We start from the raw sequence: 25,635 nt of genomic DNA on the forward strand, positions 1-25,635 counted from the left end.
ACTGCCGCATGATAGCTGGTATTTAGCTGTCATGCGGCGGTATATTTATAGGTGCAAGGGATAATTACAATTTAACCCTTATTTTTTTTCCTGTATAAGTCACTGTTTTACTGTTGCCGTCTATGGCTTTCACTATGAATTGACGTTTTTGCAGCATACCATTGTATTCTCCTTTTCGTGCACCGATTGTAAGAATTCTACTGGCATTATCCCAATTCATTGGGATTTCGGTATAAGCTCCGTTTTCATAGTTATAATTGTCTCCCTCATCCTCATAAAGGGTGAAATTGCCGTTCTCGCCGGGATATACACATAGGGTCAGGTTATCCCACTTCTTTTCGCCGGTGTACTGAACATCCGGTCCGCATGGAACGATACTGCCGGCACGTACAAAGAGAGGAATACGGTTTAAAGTAGTGGAAATGACAAGTTTCTGTCCGCCTTCTATGGCTTCATTAGTCCAGAAGTTATACCACCGGGTACCGGCAGGCAGATAGACTTCCATGTTCTTGGAATGGGTAAAGTCAGTAAGTATAGGTGTTTTGGCTGATTTCTTGGAATCACGGTTCCAACCTTCATTTTCCTCTAAAGTCTTTTGTTGTACCTCCGGGGTGTATTGGGCGTGAAGTACCGGGGCTACGAGAAATGCCTTTCCAAACATGTATTCGTCATTGACATTCCATGTTTGCTTGTCATTCACGAAATCCATGAAGAGTGCACGCATGAAAGTAGAGCGGTTATGTGTTACATCCCAAGAGGTGGAATAGATATAAGGCAGCAGAGTGTATCGTAGTTTGACCGCATCAACCAAGGCATCGTAAATCGGTTCGCCTTTTTTGCCGTACCAATAGAACTCGCGGGGGACATCAGCGCCATGACTGCGCATCATTGGACAGAAAACACCAAATTGCAACCAGCGGACATAAAGCTCCTGATACATCGGATTACGGGTTGCACTGTTGTCTCCCCAACTTGTATTGTATGAACCGGCAAAGAAGCCACCGAGGTCTGAGTTCCAGTGAGGCATACCGGTCAGCGAGAAATTTAGCCCTGCTGTTATTTGTTTGCGGAACATATCCCAAGAGGATTGGACATCACCAGACCAAACATTGGAACCGTAACGTTGCTGCCCTAAGAAACCGGAGCGGGTCAGGATGATGACACGTTTGTCTTGTGTTAGGGCACGTTGATGATCGGAAACACCGCCTACGCTGACAAGTGGATAGGCATTGCGTACACTACGGTAGGAGCCTAGTCCGGTCTGACGGTCGAAATCGCTTTCTTTGTGGTTGAAGTGATCCGGTTCAGTAGAGTCCATCCACCAACCGTCCATGCCAAGTTGGAAGATTCCTTTATTGAGATGTTCCCAATAAATATCGCGGGCCTTGGGACTGTAAGCATCATATACACGTACTCCGGAGGGATATTCCAAGTTGGGCGGCCAACCGTCAACACCGGATTGCGGCCAGGTTTCGATGTCGAAGAGTAATCCTTCTTTATCCAAAGCTCTGTAAGGCTTGGTAGCAGGGCCGAATGAGGACCAGATGGAAATCATCATACGGGCATTCAGGGCATGTACTTCGTCAATCATATCTTTGGGACGACTGAAAGCAGGATTCTGAAAATCCATAGCGTTCCAAAGATAATTGTGCCCCCAGTATTGCCAGTCTTGAATGATACAATCCAGGGGAATCCCCAACTCGCGATACTTTTTCACGACTCCTACTGTTTCTTCCTGGCTTTTATACCGCTCTTTACTCTGCATGAAACCATAACTCCATAGAGGCATCATCGGTACATCACCGGTCAATGCACGTACTTCGGCTATAACTCCATCGGCAGAACCGCCATACATAAAGTAATAGTCTATGCAATCGCCAACTTCGGAACAGAAGGAGGTTTCCTGCTCGTTGTCGGTGTAGGTTGTACCTGAGTAGTTGTCCCAGAACACTCCGTAGCCTTTGGTAGATTGGAAAAATGGGGAAACGTCTTCCACATTGCCTTGGACCAGATGCTTAGTCATGCCACGTTGCATCATTTGCCCATTTTGCAACTGTCCGAGTCCGTAAAGACCTTCTTCTTTGCTTGTTGTGAAGCCTTGATAAACGCTATAGGTGGAGCGTCCGGCATCGTTAACAGGAGTAAAAGCCTTGACATTCTCTTGTTCAATAAGTAATGCGTCACCATTAGGCTTTGCATAAGTAATAATACCTGTTTGGGGGTTAAGAATCACTGTCAGCGTTTGGCTTTTCATGACAATACAGCCATTTCCGGGAGTAGTAATTTTAATACCGGAGTTTTGAGGTTGGGCAATGACAGAAAGACTTTCTTTTTTAACGCTTTTGCCTTGGGGCGTTTTTAAAACACGAAGGGTATTGGGACCGAACCACTGAATTTCTATATCGGTTTGTTTTCCGGAAATAGTAGTTTTAATACCCGATGTGGTTTTCTGGAATTCTTGTGCCCATGTCCATGACGTGAGCAGGCATAAAGCCATGATGATAATACTTCTTCTCATATTGATAATATGTTATATGTTTATATTATTTAAACTTACACAGATTGGGCTTTGAGTAGTTTTTTATTATGTATTATACTTTTTGGGGGTGTGGCTACCCGGTCGGATATTAGAAAAAATATTCCGTTAATTCCCACTTTTGCATTTTTCATGATACTTTGTTTTTATGTTTGAATAATACTGCAAAAGTAGGCTGAAACTACTTGGAGGTTGATTACAAATGTTGCGGAAAGCAACACTCTCGTTGAAAAATAGGGCGGTTTATCGGTTTTTCCACTGATTTATGTACTGGGAAGGCCGCATGCCAAATTCTTCCTGAAAACATTTACTTAGATAACTGGAAGTGTTGAATCCAACAAGGTCGGCAACTTCGGCAACAGTGTAGCCTTCTTTCAGGAGTTGGGCTGCACGTCTTAGGCGGATGGATCGGATGAAATTAGTAGGTGTTTTTCCTACCACTGAAATCAATCTTCGATATAGTCCGGTGCGGTCCATTCCCATATCACGACTCAAGACTTCCACTGAATATTCGGGATTATCGAGATTTTGTTCTATATATTGCAGCACTTTACGAAGAAAAGCTTCATCGGCAACCGATAGTAAAGAATTGTCGGAGACTGGCTTTGGAGCTGTTTTGAGCTGCTCTTTCCGCTTCTCTTGCTGTTCCAGTAATTGGCGCATGTTAACCAGTAATTCCTCTTGTGTCCATTCATTCTCATCCGATGATAAAGGGGAAAGTATACCTTCTGAAAGCTGGTTGATTAGTTTTTTCAGTTCTGTGGCATGGTTTCGGATCTCCTCAAGTTGCAGTTTGTCTTTCCCTTCATTCATATATTTCAGCATACTGTCTAAAGGGGATATTATTCGGTTGACAGGCTCTTTCAATTCTTCATTGACATTCTGTAAGAAAGTAGTTTTCATCTCATCCAATTTTTCTTTTTGGTCACGCAACAGCTTCCGGCGCTTGCGTCGTATATATGTAAGGATGAAGAGTAAGATACTTCCTGAGATGAGCAGAATATAAAATATGTAAGCATATGTCGTTTTCCAGAATGGAGCTTTTACTGTAATCTTCATTTCTGCATATTTATTTGACCATATCTCATTATTATCGGCTGCTTGTACCCGAAAAGTATAGGTTCCGGGTGGAATGTTGGTATAGGTGGCATGTCCTTTGCCGGCAGAAGAACGGATTTCTCTTTCAGAATGATCAATGCCTGTTAGCTGGTAACGATAGTACGTCTGTGTGGGATTAATATAATTTAAAGCGGAAAATTCTAAAGAAAAGAAATTCTGGTTATGTTTTAGTGTGATTTCCTTAGTCTGAGCTATAGGTTGAGACAATATTGGATTACCATTGTAATTTTTGCCTTTCTCTACTTGTTCTCCTAATAATTTGAATCCAGTAAATAGGGGACTTGAATATGGTTTGTCTGTTACAGTCGGAGATATTGTGAATTTGTTAAAGCCATTGATACCGCCCCAATAAATTGTACCGTCGGTTGCTATAAAAACGGAGCGTTCGCAGAACTCGTCCGTTATTACACCGTCATATTGATTGAAATTGGCAAATGAATAAGATAATGGTTCTTGAAGATTATTTGCTGTAATACGTGTTATCCCATTGGAAGTGGATAGCCAAATTATATTATCTTCACTCTGAATAATGGACCGTATGGAATTGTTGACTAATCCGTCAGTTGTATAGAACGTTTTTTGTTGTTCGGTATTCGGGTTCCATAGCAATAATCCGTCTTCCAGGCCAATCCATATTTGTTTTTGATTATCTGTTAGGATAGAATTACATATATGGGAAGTAGGGAAAAAGCGGTATTCTTTCTTTTTGTAATTATAGATAAACCAGCCTTTTTGTCCGATACCTGCTAAGCAGTCTTTTTTATAGGGAATCAATTGGTAAACTGTAAAAGTACTTATTTCAGGCACTTCTGTAACTTTTTCAAATTTTTCAGTGGCAGGGATAAACCTACCGAACCCTTGATTGTCGATACATAAATATAGCGTTCCGTCTGACAGTTCTATGACGGAGCGGATGGTGTGTTCGGGTAATATATTCTGTTTGATTATGCCGTTTGGCATTATACAAATTAACCCTTGTCCGGTAGTTCCCAGCCAGATGCGTTGCTGGCTATCTTTTAGTAAAACATTGCAATGGATAGTGGATAATTCCTGTGAGTATGAGATTAAATTGCCGTCGGCAAGAGTATAATAAAACAGGCCTTTCTTCGTGCCTACTAATATGTTTTTTTGATCTGTTGTAAAACATGTTACGGATATATTTACGTCTTTGGCGGTTGGAAACAAACTGTTACCTATATTTTGAAAACGGAAACGATTAGGATGATAATAGAGTATTCCCCGGTCCAAAGTGCCTAACCACATACCTCCTTGATTGTCATTATAGAGTGTGCTCACCTCTGTATTTATAGTGCGTCCGTCTACTAATTTGAGGTTAGGTATATATTGTTTATTTGTCAGTCCGGCATCAATGTTCCATAATCCCATATAACAGCTGATCCATATGCTATTGTCTTTATCGATAGACAGGCTGTTTAGCCGATAGTCCGTCTGAAATACAATATTCCATTTTTTTCTTGTTATATCGTAATTCAGCATTACTCCTCCTTTGTTTCCGTTACGCAATTGATAAAAAGTATTGTTACCGGGTACTACATAGGAAGTATTTTCGTATTTCCCTTCAGGGAGTTCATCCGGTAGCTTTTGTCTGTATATTTCTTGATGTGATTTAAGATTATAGCAAATCAATAAACCGGAACGGTAAAAAAGGTATAATTGGTCTTCCAGTACACCAAGATCATAGAGCTGGTCGGTAGTGTTGCCTGTTGAAGATGCATAAGGCAAAAATGTTTTTGCCTTCATATTGTCTTTGTCTACAAGGATTAATTCGTCTTTATCATTTATAATCCATATATTTTTAGTCTTATCCATAAAGAAGTCTTTTATAGGGGAACTGATGCCCCATGTGGCGAGTAGGCTGTCCGGTTGTTCCACAAGACATTCATGCTTTATATCTACAACCATAAGTTGATATTGGTTCTTGATCCACATATATCCGTGGGAATCTATGTATTCGTGATGGAAACCTGAATATGCAGACAATGGGCAAAAATGTTTTTGATTATAGTGTAAATAATTGAAATCGGTTCCGTCGTATAGGTTTAATAAGCCTTCGGTGATTATCATCATGCGACCGTCCGGTAATTGGGTAATGTTGCGTACTCTGTTTCCACCCAAACCTTCTGTCCCCTTGATCGGAGTAAAAACACAGTATTTCTCTGCGATGGCAGGTAATGAAAGAAATATAAAAAATATAGTGATTATGTGTTTCATATTGCGTGTTTTCTATTAAGGGCAAATTTATGGAAACTTTCGTTATGCCTGATAATTTCTATAAAGTTTTTGACGAAATATGATTTTATGATGAATTTTAATGCTTTTAGAAGAAGTATATGCGTAAAAGAAGCCAATTTGTAACATAGGCGAAAGTTTCTGAAACATGGTCAGAATGCAATTTGATAAAGGATGCTTTTCTTTGCAAATATATAGTTGACTAAAGAATTAATCTAAAAGAAAATGGTAAAACATATCTTGTTTTTTTGTGTGTTCGTTTGGGTAAGTACGTTTGCATTTGGCAAAGAAAGTAAGTTGTATGGTCCGGACGGGAAATTGTGTGTTATTGTGTCGGATGAAGGGGGAATGCCTTCTTACAGTGTGTTATATGAAGGTGTCACTTTCCTTCAGAAATCTCCATTAGGAATCGAAACAAATCTTGGGGATTTTACTCAGCAGATGGCATTAACTAACGTTGGTCAGCTTTCATCTGTCAATGAAGAATATCAGCTTCTTACGATTAAGAATAGTAATCCGCAATATCAGGCAAATGTGCAGACTTACACATTCTCCAAAGAAGGAAAAAAGATATATGATATCGTTTTTCAAGTTAGCAATCATGACATAGCATTTAAATATCGGATTTATCCACAAGGCAATACATTGTGTTGTATTGTAAAGAAAGAGGCTACAGGATTTGTGCTTCCCAAGGGCAGTACGACTTTCCTTTGTCCGCAGGCAGCGCCGATGGGGGGATTTGCAAGGACATCTCCCAGTTATGAAACAAGTTATACAGTGGACGATGTGATAGGGAAGAACGGTTGGGGGAATGGTTATACTTTTCCTTGTCTGTTCAAGAATGAAGATAAAGGTTGGGTATTGATTTCAGAAACCGGAGTAAGTAGCGCTTATTGCGGAAGCCGCTTGTTGGGAAAAGAAAATGGATTGTACACAATCGGTTTTCCACAAGAAGGTGAATATAATGGAAATGGAACAGTATCACCGGGTATGGCCTTGCCGGGTGAAACTCCTTGGCGTACTGTCACTGTTGGGAGAACATTGGCGCCAATAGTGGAAACTACTGTTATGTTTGATGTGGTAAAACCGTTATATGAAGCTTCGCAGGAATTCCAGTATGGATGCGGTACATGGAGTTGGATTATTGGTGGTGATAATAGCATGAACTATGATGAACAAAAACGCTATATTGACTTTAGTGCGGATATGGGTTATAGTTCCGTATTGGTCGATGCGCTATGGGATAGCTGGGTAGGACGGGACAAGATAGCTGAATTGGCTGATTATGCTGCATCTAAAGGGGTGGCACTTTATCTTTGGTATAACTCCAACGGGTATTGGAATGATGCTCCTCAATCTCCGAGAGGCATTATGAATAATACAATTATGCGCCGGAAAGAAATGAAATGGATGCAAAGTATAGGTATACGAGGAATAAAAGTTGATTTTATCGGCAGTGACAAGCAGGTAACCATGCAGCTTTATGAAGATATTCTTGCAGATGCCAATGATTATGGACTGATGGTTATTTTCCATGGTTGTACACTACCTCGCGGATGGGAACGGATGTATCCTAATTTTGTAGCTTGTGAAGCTGTACTTGCCAGTGAAAATCTGCATTTCTCTCAGGGCAGTTGTGATGCTGAATCATTCAATGCTTGTTTACACCCGTTTATACGCAATACGGTGGGAAGTATGGATTTTGGTGGCAGCGCTTTGAATAAATATTATAATGCAGGGAATAAACCGGGTGGCAGCCGTCGTGTTACTTCCGATGTGTTTGCATTGGCTACGGCTGTCCTATTTCAAAGTCCTGTACAGCATTTCGCTTTAGCTCCTAATAATTTGACTGATGCCCCTGTTTGGGCTATGGACTTTATGAAGACCGTTCCTTCAGTTTGGGACGAGGTGAAGTTTATCGACGGTTATCCGGGAAAATACATTTTGCTTGCCCGTCGCCATGCGGATACTTGGTACATTGCCGGAGTAAATGCGCAAAAAGAGCCATTGAAGTTAAAAGTAAAACTTCCTATGATTGAAGCAGGAAAAGAAGTGAAAGTTTATAGCGATAATAAAGATTTAGAGGGAGATTTGCAGACTGTAAAATTAAACAAAAGGCAAGAAGTGCAAATCACTATTCCTTGCAATGGCGGAATGGTGATAATTGGCTGATATTCCCTTGCTATATCATTTCTTTAAAAAGTAGAGGCATGTTACCTTAAAAAATTACATATTATGGCAAACACAAAAAAAACGAGAATTACTTTAGTTGCTTTGTTATTATCTCAGATGATGACTTTCGGGCAAACAGCGATACCTTTGGTCTATGACAAAGAATGTGCAAATGACAACTTTCGTGTTCCCGAGATGCCTGCAATAGACAAATTGCCGGAGATAACTACTCTTCCGGATCCTTTTGCATGGGCTGATGGAAGCGGGCGTTCAACAGACTTCAAGGATTGGGAACGTCATCGTTTTGAGATAGCCCGTCAATTACAACATTATGAATTGGGGATGAAGCCGGTTGTCTCAAAGGATAGTATAGAGGCTACTTTAATTAACGATACGCTGCGGGTTGTTGTACATGAGAATGGTGAGACGCTGCTATTGACGGCTCCTATCAAGTATCCTGAGGGCAATGGCCCTTTTCCTGCTATTATTGGGATTGGCAGACCCACAGGTTCTCTTCCGGTACAGTTGTTTGATAAAAGGAGAATCGCACAGATTACATTTAATTTCACACAGGTCATGTCTCATACACAAAAGCGTGGTAATGAGCCGATAAATCGTTTATATCCAGATCAAACGGATATGGGGGCTTACTGTGCATGGCCATGGGGGATCAGCCGATTGATTGATGGGTTGGAAAAGGTTGGAAAAAAATCGCGTATCGATCTTTCACATTTGGCAGTATCCGGTTGTTCATTTGCCGGTAAAATGGCATTGTTTGCAGGTGCTTTTGATGAGCGTATTGCGTTGACTATCGCCCAAGAACCCGGAGGCGGAGGGGTTGATGCTTGGCGTGTTTCGGAAACCTTAGGAAATGTGGAAACTTTGGGGCGTACCAGTTATGCATGGTTTTTGGAGAGTATGCGCCAGTTTGCAGGTAAGAATGTAAATCGGTTGCCGATTGATCATCATGAACTGGCAGCATTGATTGCTCCTCGTGCTTTGCTGGTACTTGGAAATACAGATTATGAATGGTTGGCAGAAGAGTCGAACTACGTATCTTGTCAGGCTGCACGAATGGTATGGAAGGCTTTTGGCATAGAAGATCGTATGGGCTTTTCTATTCAGGGAGGTCATATGCATTGTATGTTGCCGGAGAGTCAGTATCCGGAAGTGGAAGCTTTTATTGATAAATTTCTGTTGGGTAAAACAGACGTAGATACCTTTGTTTCGAAAGCGGATATGTTTGAGGATGTGGACTATTTGAAATGGATGCCTTGGGCAAATGAGATAGAACGTTTAGGCGAAGAGAGGCTGCCCTATACCAAAGGTGCTTTTGCAACGAGACGCTATCGTAATCTCTTTGCGGAATTGGGCTATAAGCAAAAGGACATTGATAAAAAGTTGAAATCGGTATTCGAAAGTGTTTTTTATGGACCGGATAAGGTCTATTTTGAAGTGGGGGATTCAATGGCTTATATCAGCGACATAAAAAATCATGATGTACGTACAGAGGGAATGTCTTATGGATTGATGATTGCCGTTCAGTTTGATAGGAAAGATATTTTTGATCGTTTGTGGCGATGGGGCAAGAAATATATGCAGCATCAGGAGGGACCGCTGAAAGGTTATTTTGCATGGAGCTGTAAGACGGACGGCACGCGTAATGCTCAAGGACCGGCGTCCGATGGGGAACTTTATTATGTAACATCACTTATTTTTGCTTCTAATCGTTGGGGTAATTCAACGGGAATTAATTATCTTGCCGAGGCTCAAAACATATTGGATTGCTCGATGCAGAAAATAGGTATGGAGCGTGTTGCCCCTTTGATTAATTTGGAACATCAGTTGATAACATTTACGCCGGATCCTTTTGGAGGAAGGTTTACGGATCCTTCTTACCATGTTCCCGCATTTTATGAGGTATGGGCCAGGTGGGCAGAAGACGGCAGGAGCGAATTCTGGCGGGCGTGTGCCCGGAAAAGTCGTGAATATTTGCATAAAAGTATTCACCCTGTAACAGGGCTTAATCCTGATTATAATAACTATGATGGCACATTGCTTGGCAGTAAACGGGTTATAGGAGATGCTTTTCGTTTTGATTCATGGCGTGTACCTATGAATATAGCATTGGATTATTCATGGGCATGTGCGGACAGAAAATGGCAGCAAGAATATGGAAATAAGATACAAAACTTTTTTTATTCCCAAGGTATAGATAGCTTTGTAGATCAATACAATGTAGATGGTACAACGGTGACAGAACTGCTGGGTGCCGGAGGGTATAAGAAATTGAGACATTCTTTGGGACTGGTTGCTACTACTGCTGCGGTCTCATTGGTTTGTACACATGATAAGAGCCGGGAGTTTGTCGATCGTTTATGGAATGTCAAACACGTGCCTTACGATGACGGTTATTTTGACGCTTATTATGACGGACTACTTCGTTTGTTTGCTTTTATGCATTTGAGCGGGAACTATCGGATTATATTTCCTCAAGGACATTAATTATTATAAAATTGAAAAATAGAAATGAAAAACAGAGTGATTGATTTATTGCTGGTATGCCTTTTTTTAGGGAGCTGCTCAGCTATGTACGCGCAAGATAGGGACTTTCATATTTATTTGGCTTTCGGGCAATCTAATATGGAAGGCAACGCACGCGTGGAGCCGCAGGATAGCATAGGAATAAGCGAACGTTTCTTGATGATGTCTGCTGTGGATTGTCCTGAGCGCGGAAGAGTAAAAGGAGAGTGGTATAAGGCTCTTCCTCCATTGTCTCGTTGCCATACGGGACTGACCCCTTGCGACTATTTTGGACGTACTATGGTGGATAATCTGCCACCGAATGTCAAAGTGGGTGTTATCAATGTGGCTATCGGGGGATGTCGTATTGAACTGTTCGATAAAGAGAATTGTGCAGAACATATTGCTACTCAACCGGGTTGGCTGAAAAATATCGTGAAGTCTTATGATAATAATCCGTATGCTTGGTTGGTAGACTTAGCTAAGAGAGCACAGAAAGACGGGGTGATTAAAGGTATTCTGGTGCATCAGGGGGAATCAAATACAGGTGACAGGGAATGGCCGGAAAAACTGAAAGGCGTTTATGAAAACTTATTGGCTGATTTAAATCTGAAAGCGGAGGAAGTGCCTCTTTTGGCCGGAGAAGTGGTACATGCCGACCAAAAGGGTATTTGTGCAAGTATGAATGAAATCATAGATACACTGCCACAGGTAATCCCAACGGCGCATGTCGTTTCATCTGCCGGTTGTCCGGCAGCAGGGGATAATCTGCATTTTACCGCTCGTGGATACCGCATGTTGGGTGCACGTTATGCTGAAACAATGTTGCAGTTGTTGGGATATAGGGCATTGGTGAACAAGCAGGAAGCAACTCGGATGAAATTATGGTACTCGGCACCGGCACATCGCTGGGTAGAAGCGTTGCCGGTGGGTAACTCTCGTTTGGGCGCTATGGTTTACGGTGGTACAGATAAGGAAGAAATTCAGCTGAATGAAGAAACTTTTTGGGCAGGCGGTCCTTATAGCAATGACAATCCGAAAGGAAAAGGGGCTTTGGCTAAAGTGCGTGAGCTTGTGTTCGCCAACCGTCTGTCGGAAGCACAAAAAATGATAGATGAGAATTTTTTTACCGGACAGCATGGTATGCGTTTTCTCACCATGGGCAGTTTGTTCATAAACCAACCGGAACATAAGAATGTTGAAAACTACTATCGTGAACTGGATATAGAAAATGCCGTAGCCGTTACCCGATATATGGTGGATGGGGTGACATATACACGCACAGTCTTTTCGTCGTTTGCCGATGATGTAATTGTTGTACGCATGGAGGCTGATAAGCCGAAAGCGTTGAACTTTGATTTGAGTTATAACTCACCATTGAAACATGCGGTAACGGCTAAGGGAAATGAACTGATAGTGAAATGTGAAGGTGCGGAGCAGGAAGGGATTCCTGCGGCATTAAATGCCGAATGCAGGGTATTGGTGAAACATAATGGAAAGTCCGGAAAGTCGAATGAATCTGTGGTTGTAAACCAAGCTACCGTAGCGACTCTTTACATATCTGCTGCGACGAACTTCGTGAACTATCATGATGTGAGTGGTAATGCTTCAAAGCTCGTTTCTACCAGCCTGAAACGTGCTGTAAAAATACCGTATGAGCAAGCTCTGGCCAATCATATAGCTGCCTATAAGAAGCAGTTCGATCGTGTGAAGTTCTCCATACCTTCTACCGAAACATCTACGTTGGAGACAGATAAACGGGTTGCTGCTTTTGGTGAAGGAAAGGACCAGAACCTTATGGCACTGATGTTTCAGTATGGTCGTTATTTGCTTATTTCTTCTTCGCAACCCGGTGGACAGCCTGCTAATCTGCAAGGTTTGTGGTGCAATAGCGTATATGCTCCTTGGGACAGTAAATATACGATCAATATTAATACGGAAATGAATTACTGGCCTGCCGAAGTGACAAACTTGTCGGAAAACCACCAACCGCTTTTTGATATGGTTAGCGATTTGAGCGTAAGCGGCAAGAAAACTGCTGAAACTGTTTACGGAGCACGTGGCTGGGTGGCTCATCACAATACAGATTTGTGGCGTGCTTGTGGGCCGATAGATGCTGCCTATTTCGGAATGTGGCCCAATGGGGGGGCTTGGCTTACACAGCACTTATGGCAGCATTATCTTTTCACCGGTGACAAAGAGTTTTTGCGCCGCTATTATCCGGTAATGAAAGGCGCGGCAGATTTTTATTTGAGCCATTTGGTGAAACATCCTCAGAACGGTTGGTTGGTAACAGCTCCTTCTGTATCGCCTGAACATGGGTATGCCGGTTCTTCCATTACTGCAGGATGTACTATGGACAATCAGATAGCTTTCGATGCACTTTATAATACAATGCTTGCAGCCCGTATATTAGGTGAGTCCCAGGCATATCAAGATTCCTTGGCCGTTGCTTTCAAGCAGTTGCCGCCTATGCAGATAGGACGTCATAATCAGCTTCAGGAATGGTTGATAGATGCTGATAATCCTCGTGATGATCATCGTCATATTTCACATCTCTATGGTTTGTATCCAAGTAACCAGATATCACCGCGGCTTCATCCCGAACTTTTTCAAGCAGCTAAAAACACACTTTTGCAACGGGGTGACGCTGCGACAGGTTGGAGTATCGGTTGGAAAATAAACTTCTGGGCACGTATGCTCGACGGTAATCATGCTTATAAAATTATAAAGAACATGCTTCGTATTCTTCCGGGCGACGACAAAATGCGGGAATTTCCCGAAGGCCGTACCTATCCCAATTTGTTTGATGCACACCCTCCTTTCCAGATAGACGGTAATTTCGGCTATACGGCAGGTGTGGCTGAAATGTTGCTGCAAAGCCATGATGGGGCAGTACAATTGCTTCCTGCTTTGCCGGAGGAGTGGAATGAAGGAAGTATCAGTGGTTTGGTAGCTCGTGGCGGTTTTGTTGTTGACATGCAATGGGAAGGAGCGCAACTGCTTAAGGCTAAAGTACATTCGCGTATTGGTGGTATGTTGCGTATTCGCAGTTATGTTCCTTTAAAGGGAGATGGCTTGAAACCGGCGGTAGGCGATTGTCCGAATATGCTATATGCACCGGCTGAAGTTGCGGCACCTCTGAAATCGAAGAGCTTGAATACGCTTCAGTTGCCCGTACTTTATAAGGTTTACGAGTACGATGTAGAGACAGAACCCGGTAAGGAATATATGTTTGAAAGAGCTACGTTGAATTGATAATGCGCTGTAAACATAAATAATTGTTTATAAATTAAGGGGGAACTGTAAATTCCTCACTGTTACATATGATAAATAAAGAATTCACATTATGAAAATGAAAAAAAGTTTGGGGCTGTTATTACTTTCCGTTTTGTGTTTGAATGCAGGGGCCATAGATAATAAGGGGATAACCTTTAGCCAATTGGCTTCCGACCGTTTTACGCTTGTGGAAAATGGAGCGCCCAATGCCATATTGATAGATGAGCAGGAAGATGCCGGTGTGATGATAGCGGCAAAAAATCTTCAGAACGATTTTAAGCTGGTAACCGGTAAGACTGCTGATTTGCAGTTCGAGCCGGGTGCCAAGCGTATGGTTATAGTGGGCACTCTTAGAAGCCGTTATATCAAAGAACTGGTGAAATCGAAGAAGATAGACGCTTCATTGCTGAACGGTAAGAATGAAAAATATTTGATGACGGTAGTGTCTGCTCCTTTAAAGGATGTGGAAGAAGCGTTGGTCATTGCAGGAAGTGACAAGCGCGGAACAATTTACGGAGTATACGAGCTTTCAGAACAGATAGGTGTTTCTCCTTGGTATGACTGGGCTGATGTACCGGTGGTTCCTCAGCAGAATTTGTCTATTGTTCGTGGAAGCTATACGGCGGGCGAGCCGGCTGTGAAGTATCGTGGCATTTTCTTGAATGATGAGGCCCCTTGTTTGACAGGTTGGGTGAAACATACTTATGGCACGAACTATGGCGATCATCGTTTCTATGCACGTGTGTTTGAACTTATTTTGCGTCTGCGCGGTAACTTTATGTGGCCTGCGATGTGGGGTTGGAGCTTCTATGCGGATGATCCGGAAAACAGCAAGACGGCCAATGAAATGGGAGTTATTATGGGTACATCCCACCATGAACCTATGGCGCGCAATCATCAGGAGTGGGCGAGAAAACGTAAAGAGTATGGTGCGTGGGATTATGCTTCCAACCAGAAAGTGATTGACCGCTTTTTTCGTGAAGGCATTGAACGTGCCGTTGATACGGAGGACTTGATAACTATCGGTATGCGGGGAGATGGCGATACACCTATGGGTGGAAAAGAAGGAGAGGATGATAAATATGTATCGCGCGACAAAGAGAATATGCGTTTAATGGAAAAGATTTTCAAGAACCAACGGCGCATCATTAAGGAAGTGACGGGGAAGGCTCCGGAAAAACGTCCGCAGGTATGGGCTTTGTATAAAGAAGTGCAGCGTTTTTATGACATGGGGCTCAGAGTACCCGATGATGTGATCATGCTGTTGAGCGATGATAATTGGGGAAATGTACGTCGTTTGCCGAATCCGGAAGAAAGAAAACGTCCCGGAGGTTGGGGTATTTATTATCATGTGGACTATGTGGGAGCACCCCGAAACACAAAATGGCTCAATGTGACTCCGATTCAGAATATGTGGGAACAATTGCAGTTGACCTACGATTATGGAGTTGACAAGCTGTGGGTACTTAACGTCGGCGACTTGAAACCGATGGAATATCCCATCACTTTATTCCTCGACATGGCTTGGAATCCCAAACGCTATACGGTTGATAACCTGTTGGATCATCCACGTCAATTCTGCGCCCAGCAGTTTGGTGAAGAGCAGGCGGACGAGGCTATGCGCATTTTGAATTTATATAGTAAATATGCCGGTAGAGTTACTGCTGAAATGCTTGACCGCAAGACTTACAATCTGGAGACCGGAGAGTGGAAGCAGGTTTCTGATGAGTTTATTAAGCTCGAAGCGGAAGCGTTGCGCCAGTATACGGCACTCAAACCGGAATATAAGGATGCTTATAAGCAACTGATTCTTTTCCCTGTGCAGGCAATGGCCAATTTGTATGAGATGTACTATGCGCAAGCTATGAACCATAAGCTTTACAAGGAGAATAATCCGCAGGCAAATTATTGGGCCGACAAGGTTGAACAGACTTTTAAGCGTGACAAGGACTTGTGCGATGACTACAACAATGTGATGTCGGGAGGTAAATGGAAAAACATGATGATACAGAAGCACATCGGTTATACTTCGTGGAATGATAATTTCCCGGCAGATAAGCAGCCGGAGGTATATCGCATCGAAGAACCGGAAAATGCTGTGGGGGGATATGTTTTCAAATCCTCGGACGGTGTAGTGGCAATGGAAGCCGAACACTATTTTGAGAAGAAGGACGCTGACGAGGCACAATGGACGGTTATTCCTTATATGGGACGTACATTGAGCGGTATGGCGTTGATGCCTTACACTAAAGATGTTGCCGGTGCTTCCCTTTCTTATAAAATGGAAATACCCAAAGATATTACGGAAGTAACTGTCCACATTGTGGTGAAATCAACACTGGCATTTCACGATATAAAAGGGCATAAATATGAAGTGGGCTTTAACGGCGGCAATGTAGAAACAATTAATTTCAATGCCAATTTGAATGAAGAACCGGAGAATGTGTACACAGCTTTATACCCCACAGTTGCCCGAAGAGTGGTTGAAAGTAAGGTGAAACTGGAGTTACCGGCACCGCAGAATGGGTTGCAGACCCTTACATTGAAACCTTTGGATCCGGGAATTGTATTTGAGAAGATCGTGGTGGATTTTGGCGGCTACCGGAAAACTTATTTATTTATGAATGAGTCTCCTTGTCAGAGAGACAAATAAAGAGACTCTTAAACACAAGGTCTTTTAGACAGATGAAGGGGTTGTTTCTGAATGAAACAACCCCTTTCATTTGTATCACTCTGTGTCGGAAGATGCCGATGCTGCATTCTGTTCCATATAGGCAGTAGGCGTCATTCCGTATAACTCTTTGAAGGCGGTTGAGAAATAGGCAACGTTGGTGAAACCTGTCAGGGCTGCAACTTCATTGATGCTTTGGCGTTTGCTTGCCAGCAGGCTTGCTGCTTGTTTCAGCCGGAGGTTGCGTATCAAGTCGCGAGTGGACTGGTTGGTCAGCTCTTTCAGTTTACGGTGCAGATGGACGCGGCTGATGCCTACGGTTTCAGCTACCATTTCGACACTCAGTTCCGGGTTGGCTATATTGTCATTGATAACTTTCATAATGCGGTCCAATAGGCGTTCATCCGGTGATTCTATCTCTAATTTCTGGATTCGCTCTTTTTGTGCCTGGCTGCCCTGGAAATTGTTTCTCAGTCTTTCCCGGCTCTTGATCAGGTTGACAGCGCTTTGCCGGAGTATTTCAATGCTGAAAGGTTTCGTTATATAGGCATCGGCCCCTATGCTGAGTCCTTCCAGATTATCTTCTTCACGACTTTTGGCTGTGAGCAGGATAACGGGAATGTGGTTGATATTAATGTTCTGTTTCACTTTTGAGCAGAGAGTCATACCGTCCATTTCGGGCATCATGATGTCACTGATAATTAAATCAGGAGCTTTTTTGAGAATCTGTGTAAATGCTTCTTTGCCATTGCAGCACTCTTGCATGTGAAAGTCGCGCCCCAGTTCCCGGCAGATGTAGCGGCGTATTTCATCATCATCTTCCACGATTAGTACGCGATACTTGGATTTTGAGCGTGTTTTCGGGGATGCTTCTATAAGCGGTGGTGTGGGCAACGCCGTAGTTATGTGTACGGAATCCTGCTTAATGGCTGAATTGTCTATCTCTTCCGGTTTGAGATGTTCCTTTCCTAAGGGCAGACGGACGATGAAACGGCATCCGGAGGTTCCTTGATTGTTCTCAACGGTGATGCTGCCATGATGCAGCTCTACCAGTGAGCGGGTGAGATGCAGCCCGATTCCCGTACCTATGTTTGAGTTGTTTTGGCTGTTGCGTATCTGATAAAAGCGGTCGAAGATACGTTCTAATTCGGTTTCATTGATGCCGATTCCGTCATCTTCTATACTGATTTCGAAATAGTGGCTCAACGCTTTCTCAGCGGCATCCGGATCATTGCCGGTGCGTAAGCGGATTTGTATGTTACCATTTTCCGGTGTGAATTTGAATGCGTTGGAGAGTATATTCAAGATAACCTTATCGAAGTTCTTCGGGTCTATCCATGCTTTCAGTTCTTTCACTTCGGAATGAAAGGCCAGTTTGATATGTTTGGTGTTGGCTTGGTAGGCAAATGTATAATGCAAGTCCTGTATGAAGCTCACGATATCCGTTTCCTGGAACTTGAGTTGCATCTGGCCTTTGTCTATTTTTCGGATGTCCATAAGTTGGTTGACGAGGCGCAGAAGGCGTTCGGCGTTGCGGTAGATTATATTGTAACTTTGCTGGCGTTCCGTATCGGAGTCCGTTGCCATTAGTTTTTGCAACGGACTTATGATGAGCGACATCGGGGTGCGTATCTCGTGGGAGATGTTGATGAAGAACTGTAACTTGGCCTCATTCAGTTGCTCGGCATGTATATGTTCCAGCATTTCCTGGCGTGCGCGATACCGTTGGCGTATTTGCACTATGATGAAAATGGCGATGATGGCAGCCGCCAGGCAATATATGGTTTTTGCCCACCATGAGACATACCAGGGCGGGGAAATGATAATAGTCAGTTTTTTTATTTCGGAATAGGAATTATAGTCCCTTGCCTTTACTTGGAAGTGATAAGTGCCCGGTGTCAGTTCGCTGAATGATATTCGGTTGACACCGGACTGCAGATTCACCCATGTATTGCTGTTGAATGTATAGGAATAGCTGATGCGCTCAGGACTGTAAAACTCCATGGCAGAGAGTTCGATGCTGAACGAGTTGTCTTTGTGCGACAGGTGGAACTTGTCGGAATTCGTCACAGAGGTTGTGACAATATCGTAGCGTCCGGATTTCATGCCCAATCTTACCGCTTTATCGTGCACGTAAAAGTCTGTGATGCGTATTTCCGGGTTTTTGTTGGGGCTTGTGATTTCTCCGGGGTTAAAGTAGGTAATACCACTGGTGCTTCCAAAGATAATTTCTCCTTGGGTGCTGGCAAATGATACCCCTTTGCTGAATTCATTTCCTTGCAGGCCGTCGCTTGCATAGAAATTGACAAATGTTTGTGTACCGGGATTGAAGCGGGATATGCCGAAGTTCGTACTTATCCATAGGTTACCGTTGGCGTCTCCCTCGATGGCAGAAATGGAATTGCTGGGAAGGCCGTCGGATATGGTATATTCCCTGACTTTCTGTGTTTGGGGATTTAATTGCTTCAGTCCCTGTGAGGTTCCCACCCAGATGTTGTGATGCAAATCCTCATAAAGTGCATAAATCACATCGCCTTGCAGCAGTCTGTTTATCTCGTAAGTGGAGACGAAATCCATTGTTGGGATGTCGAGACAGCCTAAACCGTCATAGGTGCCAATGTAAAGTTTGTCGTTTGTACTACACAGCAGACAGTTAATCCATGAATTGTGTAGTATATTACTTAAAGGACGGTATTCAAAACCGTTTGCGGTACTGGGGCAGCGGTATATTTCTTTGGTGTCCAGATTGATACGGTAAAGTCCTGCTCCCATAGCGCCTACCCAAAGCTGCCTGTGTTTGTCTTCAATGATACTGTATATGCTTTGTACCGGTTTTTGGTCTTTATCCGGCAGATAGATGTATTCACAATGTCCGGTCTGAGGATTCAGTCTGGCAAGTCCGTCGCGGTACGAACCTATCCACAGGTTTCGGTCCGAGTCCTCGCAGATGCTCATAATGGTGGAGGATACCGAGTGGCCGATGCCCGGACGTTGCTCAAAATGCGCCTGTTGCTTTCCGTCCGGGGCTATGCGGTAGATGCCGTCATTGTCTGTCCCTATCCAATAGGAGCCGGAATGGTCTTTACATACGGACATGATACAGCAGGAACCGATTGTGTTGTGGGTGGACGATTTATATCCCATGTACTTGAAGTTGTTGATAACGGGTGGCACTATCATAACTCCTTTCTGGAAGAATCCCAGCCATATGTTCCCTTGCTTGTCTTTGAGGATGGAGTGTACCTTGGACTTGTCAAAGTTGAAACTGGTAATGTTGACAGGGCTTTCCATTATCTGTCCCTGCTGGACGTTATACACTTTCATTCCGTTTCCGTCGGTTCCGATGTAGATTTCATCCTGGTTCATGTTATAGAGGGTCTTGACGGGCAGTTCCGGATGCGAAGGACATTGAATGCGGGTGAAGCCGTTTGTTTGAGGATTGTATTTGAACAGTCCGTTTTTCAGGCATCCCACGTAGATATTTCCTGTTTTGTCTTCGCAGATGGAAGACGGCCACACCATTTCTCTCCCATTCGGATAGTGCGTCACCCTTTGGTTGGCGTCTACGCTGTATATTCCTTTGTCATTGGTGATTACCCACAATGTTCCGTTACGGTCTTCGTAGAGTTGGTTGATGAGATAGCTTGGGACAAACCCGGGCAGTTGCCGGGCTGTCATGCGTCCTTCTGTGACATTCAGCAAGAATATTCCATGTCCGGATGTACCTATTAATATTTCTCCGTTGTCGCGCTCAATAATGGCGGACACATTTGCTTCCAGTCTACCTCCTTCTCTGAAGGTCATGGGAATGTGGGAAAAAACGCCGGTTGCACGATCGTATGTCTGCAGGCCGTTTAATGTGCCTACAAAGAAGGTGCCTTTCTTGTCTTCAAAAAGAATACGGACATAATTGTTCTGCAGGGAATGTTCATCGTGGGAGTCATGTTTGTATACGCTGAATTTGGCGCCGTCGTATCGGTTCAGTCCGTCTTCGGTGGCAATCCATATAATGTCTTCTTTGTCCTGATAGATACTGTTGACCATGCTGCTTGACAACTCGTTGTCCACAGTAAAGAGTTTGCCTGTTTGCCCGTAACATAAAACAGAGAGGAACAGATATAAAAAACAGATTGCTGATTTTTGTCTCATCATAGTATATTGTTTGTGTTGACAAAATTACGGAAAAAAACTCAATAACGTAATATTTCACAGAGAGAAAAGGGAGGATTTGTTTCACCAAAAGTTTATTTTTGTTTCACCGAATTAAACTGGCAGTTTATTGGCTTTAAATTGCAAGTTTATTCCTATTAAACTTACGGTTTATTCCTAATAAACTGATGGTGTTCTTTAAGGGGGTATAAACAAGCGTGGCAGAGAGAGGTGAAGAATGGTATCTGTCACGTCTTTCTGCCACGCCTGCATGTGTCTTTCCTTATCTGTTTTTATTCAGCAGTTCTTTGGTGGGACATTCGTAGTTGCTGATGGGGAGATGTACCTTCTGCAAGTCTTTCAACTCGTGTATGGGGCGCTCGATTTCGTAAGGTATGGGCATGCCTGAGAATTCCTGAAAATAAAGCAGGCAAGCATCTTTCCACCAAACGGCATCGCGGGCTTGTATCTTCAGCTTGGACTGTACTTCATGGAAGCGTTCCGCATCAATGTACTTTTCGGCGGCGTCCCATATCTTCTGAAAGTCTCTGACTTGCCGGACTCCATTGTCGTAGTGGTGGCAGAGCTCGTCCCATAGGCTGCGCCCGCTTTTCATGCGGTGGCTCCAGGGCACGTGGTGGAACCACAGGAGATATTCTTCGGGACAAGTGTCGATGTTGTCGTATTGTTTAGCCAAAGTTTCCGGATATTGTGCAACGGCATTGCTTCCTTTGCTGCTGCGGTCGAAGCCTATCCCTTGTTTGTCGGCTCTGTGATAGTAGGACGGAAGCCAGTCCGGACGGGCGCCGGGGATGCTGCACCAAGGTTCGGGGCCGTAATGATGTCCCCATGCGAAGATGTGGTGCAGGCCGAGGGGCATCATGTAGTTCACCACAGCCTCATGGCTGTCGAGCATCATCTTCTTTAGTTGGGCATTGATGTCCGAGGGCTGGGAACCGAACGTTTGCTTCAGCCATTCATCGGCAATGTTTCCGGAAGATAAAGAGGGTTGCCATGCCAGGCGGCCGAAAGCATACCAGTTGGCTTGCGCAAAGGTGTGTCCGCACCAGTTGGCATCTGTACCTATGTTGGCTACACCGGCTACCGCCTTTAAGGAAGCGGGCGCTACGAATTCGAAGAACTCTTTCCACATCGGTGCCAGATAAGCAAGATGGTTGGAGTGTCCCAGGTATTCCTGTGTCACTTGGAACTCTGCCATTAGCGGTGTATGCTGCATCGCACCGAACAATGGACTGTACGGTTCGCGGGGCTGGAAGTCTATCGGTCCGTTCTTTACTTGGACGATGACGTTGTTGCGGAACTGCCCATCCAAAGGCTCAAATTCCAGATATGCTTGTTTGGCGCGGTCGGCATCGGAAGGACTGTATACAAAAGCGCGCCACATAACGATGCCTTTGTAAGGCTTCAACGCATCTGCCAGCATGTTGGCGCCTTCGGCATGGGTACGTCCGAAGTCGCAGGGACCGGGCTGCCCTTCCGAATTGGCTTTCACCAGGAAGCCGCCGAAGTCGGGGATGATGCGGTAGATTTCCTTAACCTTGTTTTTCCACCAGCGGATGACTTCTTTGTCAAGAGGATCGGCAGTGCTCAGACTGTCGAGAGCCATAGGGGATGCAAAATTAACGGAGAGGTACACACGCAGTCCGTACGGGCGGAAAATATCTGCCAATGCTTTTACTTTCTGCAGGTATTCGGCAGAAAGGATTTTTGGGGAAGCGTTTACGTTGTTCAGCACAGTGCCGTTGATGCCGATGGAAGCATTGGCGCGGGCATATTCCTTATATCTGTCGGACAGTGTATTCGGCAGTTCTTCCCAATTCCAAAGTGATTGTCCTGCGTAACCGCGTTCTACGGTGCGGTCCATATTGTCCCAATGGTTGAGGATGCGCAGGTTGTAGGCGGGATTCTCTGTTGTTTGAGCCTCAACCACGTTCTGTCCGGTCTCTTGCATCCTGAGCAAGTGATAGGCGGCATAGAGCAATCCTGTTTCGGTGGGAGATGTGAGGGTGATCTTATTATCTTCATGCCGGATGCGGAAACCTTCCGCTTGCAACTGTTTGTCCTTTTGTATAACGAGCCGGACAGGGGCTCCTTTCCATGCCTGCTGCAACTCCTCGACAGCTATGTTTAGCGTAGGTGATTGGCGGGGGGCGGAAATTTCGGCATGGGCATTGGCCGGTAGTCGAAGCCACAAATGGCTACCGTCTTCGGCAGCCATTTGGGTAACGAATACTATTGCAATATAGAAAAGCGAAAATATTCTGTATTTCATGTCATTAAACTTACAAGTTGATGAATGGCCTTTATGCCGCAAGTATGTCAGCGGCACATTGGCATCTTGGTGCATCGGATTATTGTCCTTCGATAGTGATTATTCTGCCATTGGCGTCATATTCCAGTTCGCAGACTTTCAGACTGCGGAGCCATGTCTTTCCATTGGAAGGCACACAGTCGTGGTGGAACAGATACCATTTTCCTTTATACTCTACAATGGCATGGTGCGTGGTCCAACCCACTACCGGCGTGAGGATGACACCCTGATAGGTGAAAGGTCCGTAAGGATTGTCGCCGATGGCGTAACACAAGCGGTGCGTATCGCCGGTGGAGTAGGAGAAATAATATTTGCCGTTGTATTTGTGCATCCAACTGGCTTCGAAGAAACGGCGTTCATTGTCGCCTCCCGTCAGAGGTTTGCCATTCTCATCCAGAATGACAACGGCTTTCGGCTCTTCTGCAAATTCCAGCATATCTTTGCTGAGTTTGGCCACACGAGCGGGGAGAGCCTGTTCGTCGCCTTCGGGCAAAACGGCACATTCCAAAGCTTTATTGTCGCGATAGCGTTGCAGCTGGCCACCCCACAAACCGCCGAAATACATGTAGAAATCACCGTCTCCATTATCCAGGATGGCAGGGTCGATGCTGTAACTGCCTTTCATCGGATTGGCTTGAGGAACGAACGGTCCTTCCGGATTGTCACTGACAGCTACACCGATGCGGAAAATATCGTTTTGGTCTTTCAGGGGGAAATACATATAATATTTTCCGTCTTTCCGGGCTACGTCGCAGTCCCATAACTGGCGGCCTGCCCAAGGTATGTCCTCCACCTGAAGGACTACTCCATGGTCTTTGATTTCACCGTTCATAATGTCGTCGGTGGAGAAAACATGATAGTCTTTCATGTTGAAATGATCGCCATTGTCGTTTTCTTCGATACCGCTTTCCCAGTCATGGCTGGGGTAGATGTAAACTCTGTTGTTGAAAACATGTACGGCAGGGTCTGCCATATAATCTCCCGGAACTAAGTATCTCATTTCTTTTTTCATGGTGAATCAGAATTTAGTTATAAGTTATTGAATTATTTTTTATAGAATTTGAATTATTACTTGCCTGTTTTTGCATTGCTGTTGAACTTTTAATAGTCTGCTTTGCTTCTTCGTTCTTTCAGTTCGGCCTGCATACGTTCGTTATACTCTTTGGTAATGGGGTAGAAGTAGAGGGCGATAACGCCTACAAAGAATGTCGCAGCAGGAATCAAACTGGATGAAAGCAGGATGCCTTGGATGGCAGAGTCTGTCTGCTCCGTTCCTGCTCCCGACACATAACCGAAACCGGAAAGAAGGAAACCCAATATGGCGCCACCGATGCCCAGACCGGCTTTCAATGCAAAGACAACTCCGGCAAAGACGAAGCCTGTGGCACGCCGGTGGTTGACATATTCTGAATGGTCGGCTACATCGGCAATCATGGCCCACAGCAGAGGCACTGTCGGGGCATATGCAAGGCTCTTGAGGAAGTTCAGCACGAACATCGTCTCTACATCTGTTTCGTTGGGGAAATAGAAGAAGGCTGTGAACAGTGCAGTCAACGCAAGGCAAATGATGAATACGCGCTTCTTGCCGTAACGGTTTGCCAGAAAACTGGAAAGCAGGATTACGCCAAAGAACTGAACCAATGCACCCAGCATGTTGAATACGCCAAAACCTACCTCGTATGCTTTGTCCGGACTGCTGACTATTAATCCGAAAGCATTTAATATGCTGTATCCTACTCCGTCTCCGGCTTCAGTGGCCACTAAGCCTATCTTGTCAAGGAAGGCATAAAGCGCACCGGCGTCTACATAGTTCTCGAAATAATAGTTCATTGCGCTTCCCCACATGGCAAGGGTCGTAAATATGAATAATGTCAGAATGAACATAGCCCGCCATGGTATGTTCTTGAAAACATCTTTAATATCTTGTTTGGTATCTGTCTTTTGGCTGATCGGCGGTGTAATGCGTTCACGTGCGGAAAAGAAAGTAATGACGAGGAATACCAGACCGATGACGGCAAACAACGATATTGTGCAAAGCCACCCATGGCCTTTGTCACCGGATTCACCGGCAAACTTGCTGACCAACGGCAGTGTTAGGCCTTGTACGATGAATTGTGCGATAGTGGCTGCCACAAAACGTATACTGGTTATGCTGTTACGCTCTTTAATGTCACTTGTCATGACACCTCCCAATGAAGCATAAGGAGTGTTATTGAATGAATACAGAGTCATCAATAAGGTGTAAGAGATTGTTGCGTACAGCGCCACAAGTCCTTTGTCTTCAATGCCCGGATTGTAAAATGCCAAAATGTAAAACACCATGAAAGGTAGAGCTGTCCAAAGAACCCATGGACGATATTTACCCCATTTGGACTTTGTGCGGTCGGACAGAATTCCCACCGTAGGGTCTACAAAGGCGTCTACAATACGCGCTAACAACATTACACTACCGGCAACAGCTCCTTCCAGACCAAATACGTCTGTATAGAACTTAGTCTGGTAAATCATCATCATCTGGAACACAAAGTTCGCTGAACAATCTCCGAGGCTATAACCGATCTTTTCGGCTATGGACACTTTTTGGTTAAGTGTATTCATTCTATT

General features: G+C 44.2%; 10 protein-coding genes. 4 read left to right on the top strand and 6 right to left on the bottom strand.

All coding sequences use genetic code 11. The annotated features are described in order from the left end of the window. Positions 1-64 precede the first annotated feature (64 nt). Both NQ546_RS08050 and NQ546_RS08055 read right to left on the bottom strand, forming a co-directional pair. Positions 65-2,518 carry a glycoside hydrolase family 31 protein gene (locus NQ546_RS08050; RefSeq protein ID WP_004289604.1) on the bottom strand — a complete coding sequence of 818 codons (2,454 nt, stop codon included), beginning with the start codon at positions 2,516-2,518 and terminating at the stop codon, positions 65-67. 261 nt (positions 2,519-2,779) lie between these two features. After that, entirely contained in the window at positions 2,780-5,887 is a 3,108-nt protein-coding gene (locus NQ546_RS08055) for a two-component regulator propeller domain-containing protein (protein WP_004289605.1), read from the bottom strand. Between the two features lie 243 nt (positions 5,888-6,130). Here NQ546_RS08055 and NQ546_RS08060 point away from each other — a divergent pair, with 243 nt between their 5' ends. The 4 genes from NQ546_RS08060 (at position 6,131) to NQ546_RS08075 (ending at position 16,532) form a co-directional block, all read left to right on the top strand. Beyond that, complete coding sequence (locus tag NQ546_RS08060; RefSeq protein ID WP_004289606.1) at positions 6,131-8,077, top strand: glycoside hydrolase family 97 protein; 1,947 nt, start codon at positions 6,131-6,133, stop codon at positions 8,075-8,077. A gap of 63 nt (positions 8,078-8,140) precedes the next feature. Then, entirely contained in the window at positions 8,141-10,582 is a 2,442-nt protein-coding gene (locus NQ546_RS08065) for a glycosyl hydrolase family 8 (RefSeq protein ID WP_004289607.1), read from the top strand. 84 nt (positions 10,583-10,666) lie between these two features. Further along, positions 10,667-13,858, top strand: coding sequence for a glycosyl hydrolase family 95 catalytic domain-containing protein (locus NQ546_RS08070; protein WP_004289608.1), 3,192 nt, complete (start codon positions 10,667-10,669; stop codon positions 13,856-13,858). A 91-nt stretch (positions 13,859-13,949) separates the two neighbouring features. Then, on the top strand, positions 13,950-16,532 hold the full coding sequence (locus tag NQ546_RS08075) for a glycosyl hydrolase 115 family protein (protein WP_004289609.1): 2,583 nt from the start codon (positions 13,950-13,952) through the stop codon (positions 16,530-16,532). 75 nt (positions 16,533-16,607) lie between these two features. Here NQ546_RS08075 and NQ546_RS08080 read toward each other — a convergent pair whose 3' ends face one another. From NQ546_RS08080 to NQ546_RS08095, 4 genes are all read right to left on the bottom strand, one after another. Beyond that, positions 16,608-20,702 (bottom strand): two-component regulator propeller domain-containing protein, encoded by a 4,095-nt coding sequence (locus tag NQ546_RS08080; protein ID WP_004289610.1) that lies wholly within the window; start codon positions 20,700-20,702, stop codon positions 16,608-16,610. A gap of 280 nt (positions 20,703-20,982) precedes the next feature. Then, entirely contained in the window at positions 20,983-22,992 is a 2,010-nt protein-coding gene (locus tag NQ546_RS08085; protein ID WP_021940047.1) for a hypothetical protein, read from the bottom strand. Between the two features lie 79 nt (positions 22,993-23,071). After that, positions 23,072-24,043, bottom strand: a complete 972-nt coding sequence (locus tag NQ546_RS08090) for a glycoside hydrolase family 43 protein (protein ID WP_004289613.1) — start codon at positions 24,041-24,043, stop codon at positions 23,072-23,074. An 89-nt stretch (positions 24,044-24,132) separates the two neighbouring features. Continuing rightward, positions 24,133-25,629, bottom strand: a complete 1,497-nt coding sequence (locus tag NQ546_RS08095; protein ID WP_004289614.1) for an MFS transporter — start codon at positions 25,627-25,629, stop codon at positions 24,133-24,135. Positions 25,630-25,635 lie beyond the last annotated feature (6 nt).

Origin of the sequence: Bacteroides eggerthii, assembly GCF_025146565.1 — a bacterium.
GTDB lineage: Bacteria > Bacteroidota > Bacteroidia > Bacteroidales > Bacteroidaceae > Bacteroides > Bacteroides eggerthii.

What these genes read in the sequence shown, in the direction of transcription:
- NQ546_RS08050 (WP_004289604.1), bottom strand. Translation starts at nt 2,518, where the DNA reads ATGAGAAGAAGTATTATCATCATGGCTTTATGCCTGCTCACGTCATGG.
- NQ546_RS08055 (WP_004289605.1), bottom strand. Translation starts at nt 5,887, where the DNA reads ATGAAACACATAATCACTATATTTTTTATATTTCTTTCATTACCTGCC.
- NQ546_RS08060 (WP_004289606.1), top strand. Translation starts at nt 6,131, where the DNA reads ATGGTAAAACATATCTTGTTTTTTTGTGTGTTCGTTTGGGTAAGTACG.
- NQ546_RS08065 (WP_004289607.1), top strand. Translation starts at nt 8,141, where the DNA reads ATGGCAAACACAAAAAAAACGAGAATTACTTTAGTTGCTTTGTTATTA.
- NQ546_RS08070 (WP_004289608.1), top strand. Translation starts at nt 10,667, where the DNA reads ATGTACGCGCAAGATAGGGACTTTCATATTTATTTGGCTTTCGGGCAA.
- NQ546_RS08075 (WP_004289609.1), top strand. Translation starts at nt 13,950, where the DNA reads ATGAAAATGAAAAAAAGTTTGGGGCTGTTATTACTTTCCGTTTTGTGT.
- NQ546_RS08080 (WP_004289610.1), bottom strand. Translation starts at nt 20,702, where the DNA reads ATGATGAGACAAAAATCAGCAATCTGTTTTTTATATCTGTTCCTCTCT.
- NQ546_RS08085 (WP_021940047.1), bottom strand. Translation starts at nt 22,992, where the DNA reads ATGAAATACAGAATATTTTCGCTTTTCTATATTGCAATAGTATTCGTT.
- NQ546_RS08090 (WP_004289613.1), bottom strand. Translation starts at nt 24,043, where the DNA reads ATGAAAAAAGAAATGAGATACTTAGTTCCGGGAGATTATATGGCAGAC.
- NQ546_RS08095 (WP_004289614.1), bottom strand. Translation starts at nt 25,629, where the DNA reads ATGAATACACTTAACCAAAAAGTGTCCATAGCCGAAAAGATCGGTTAT.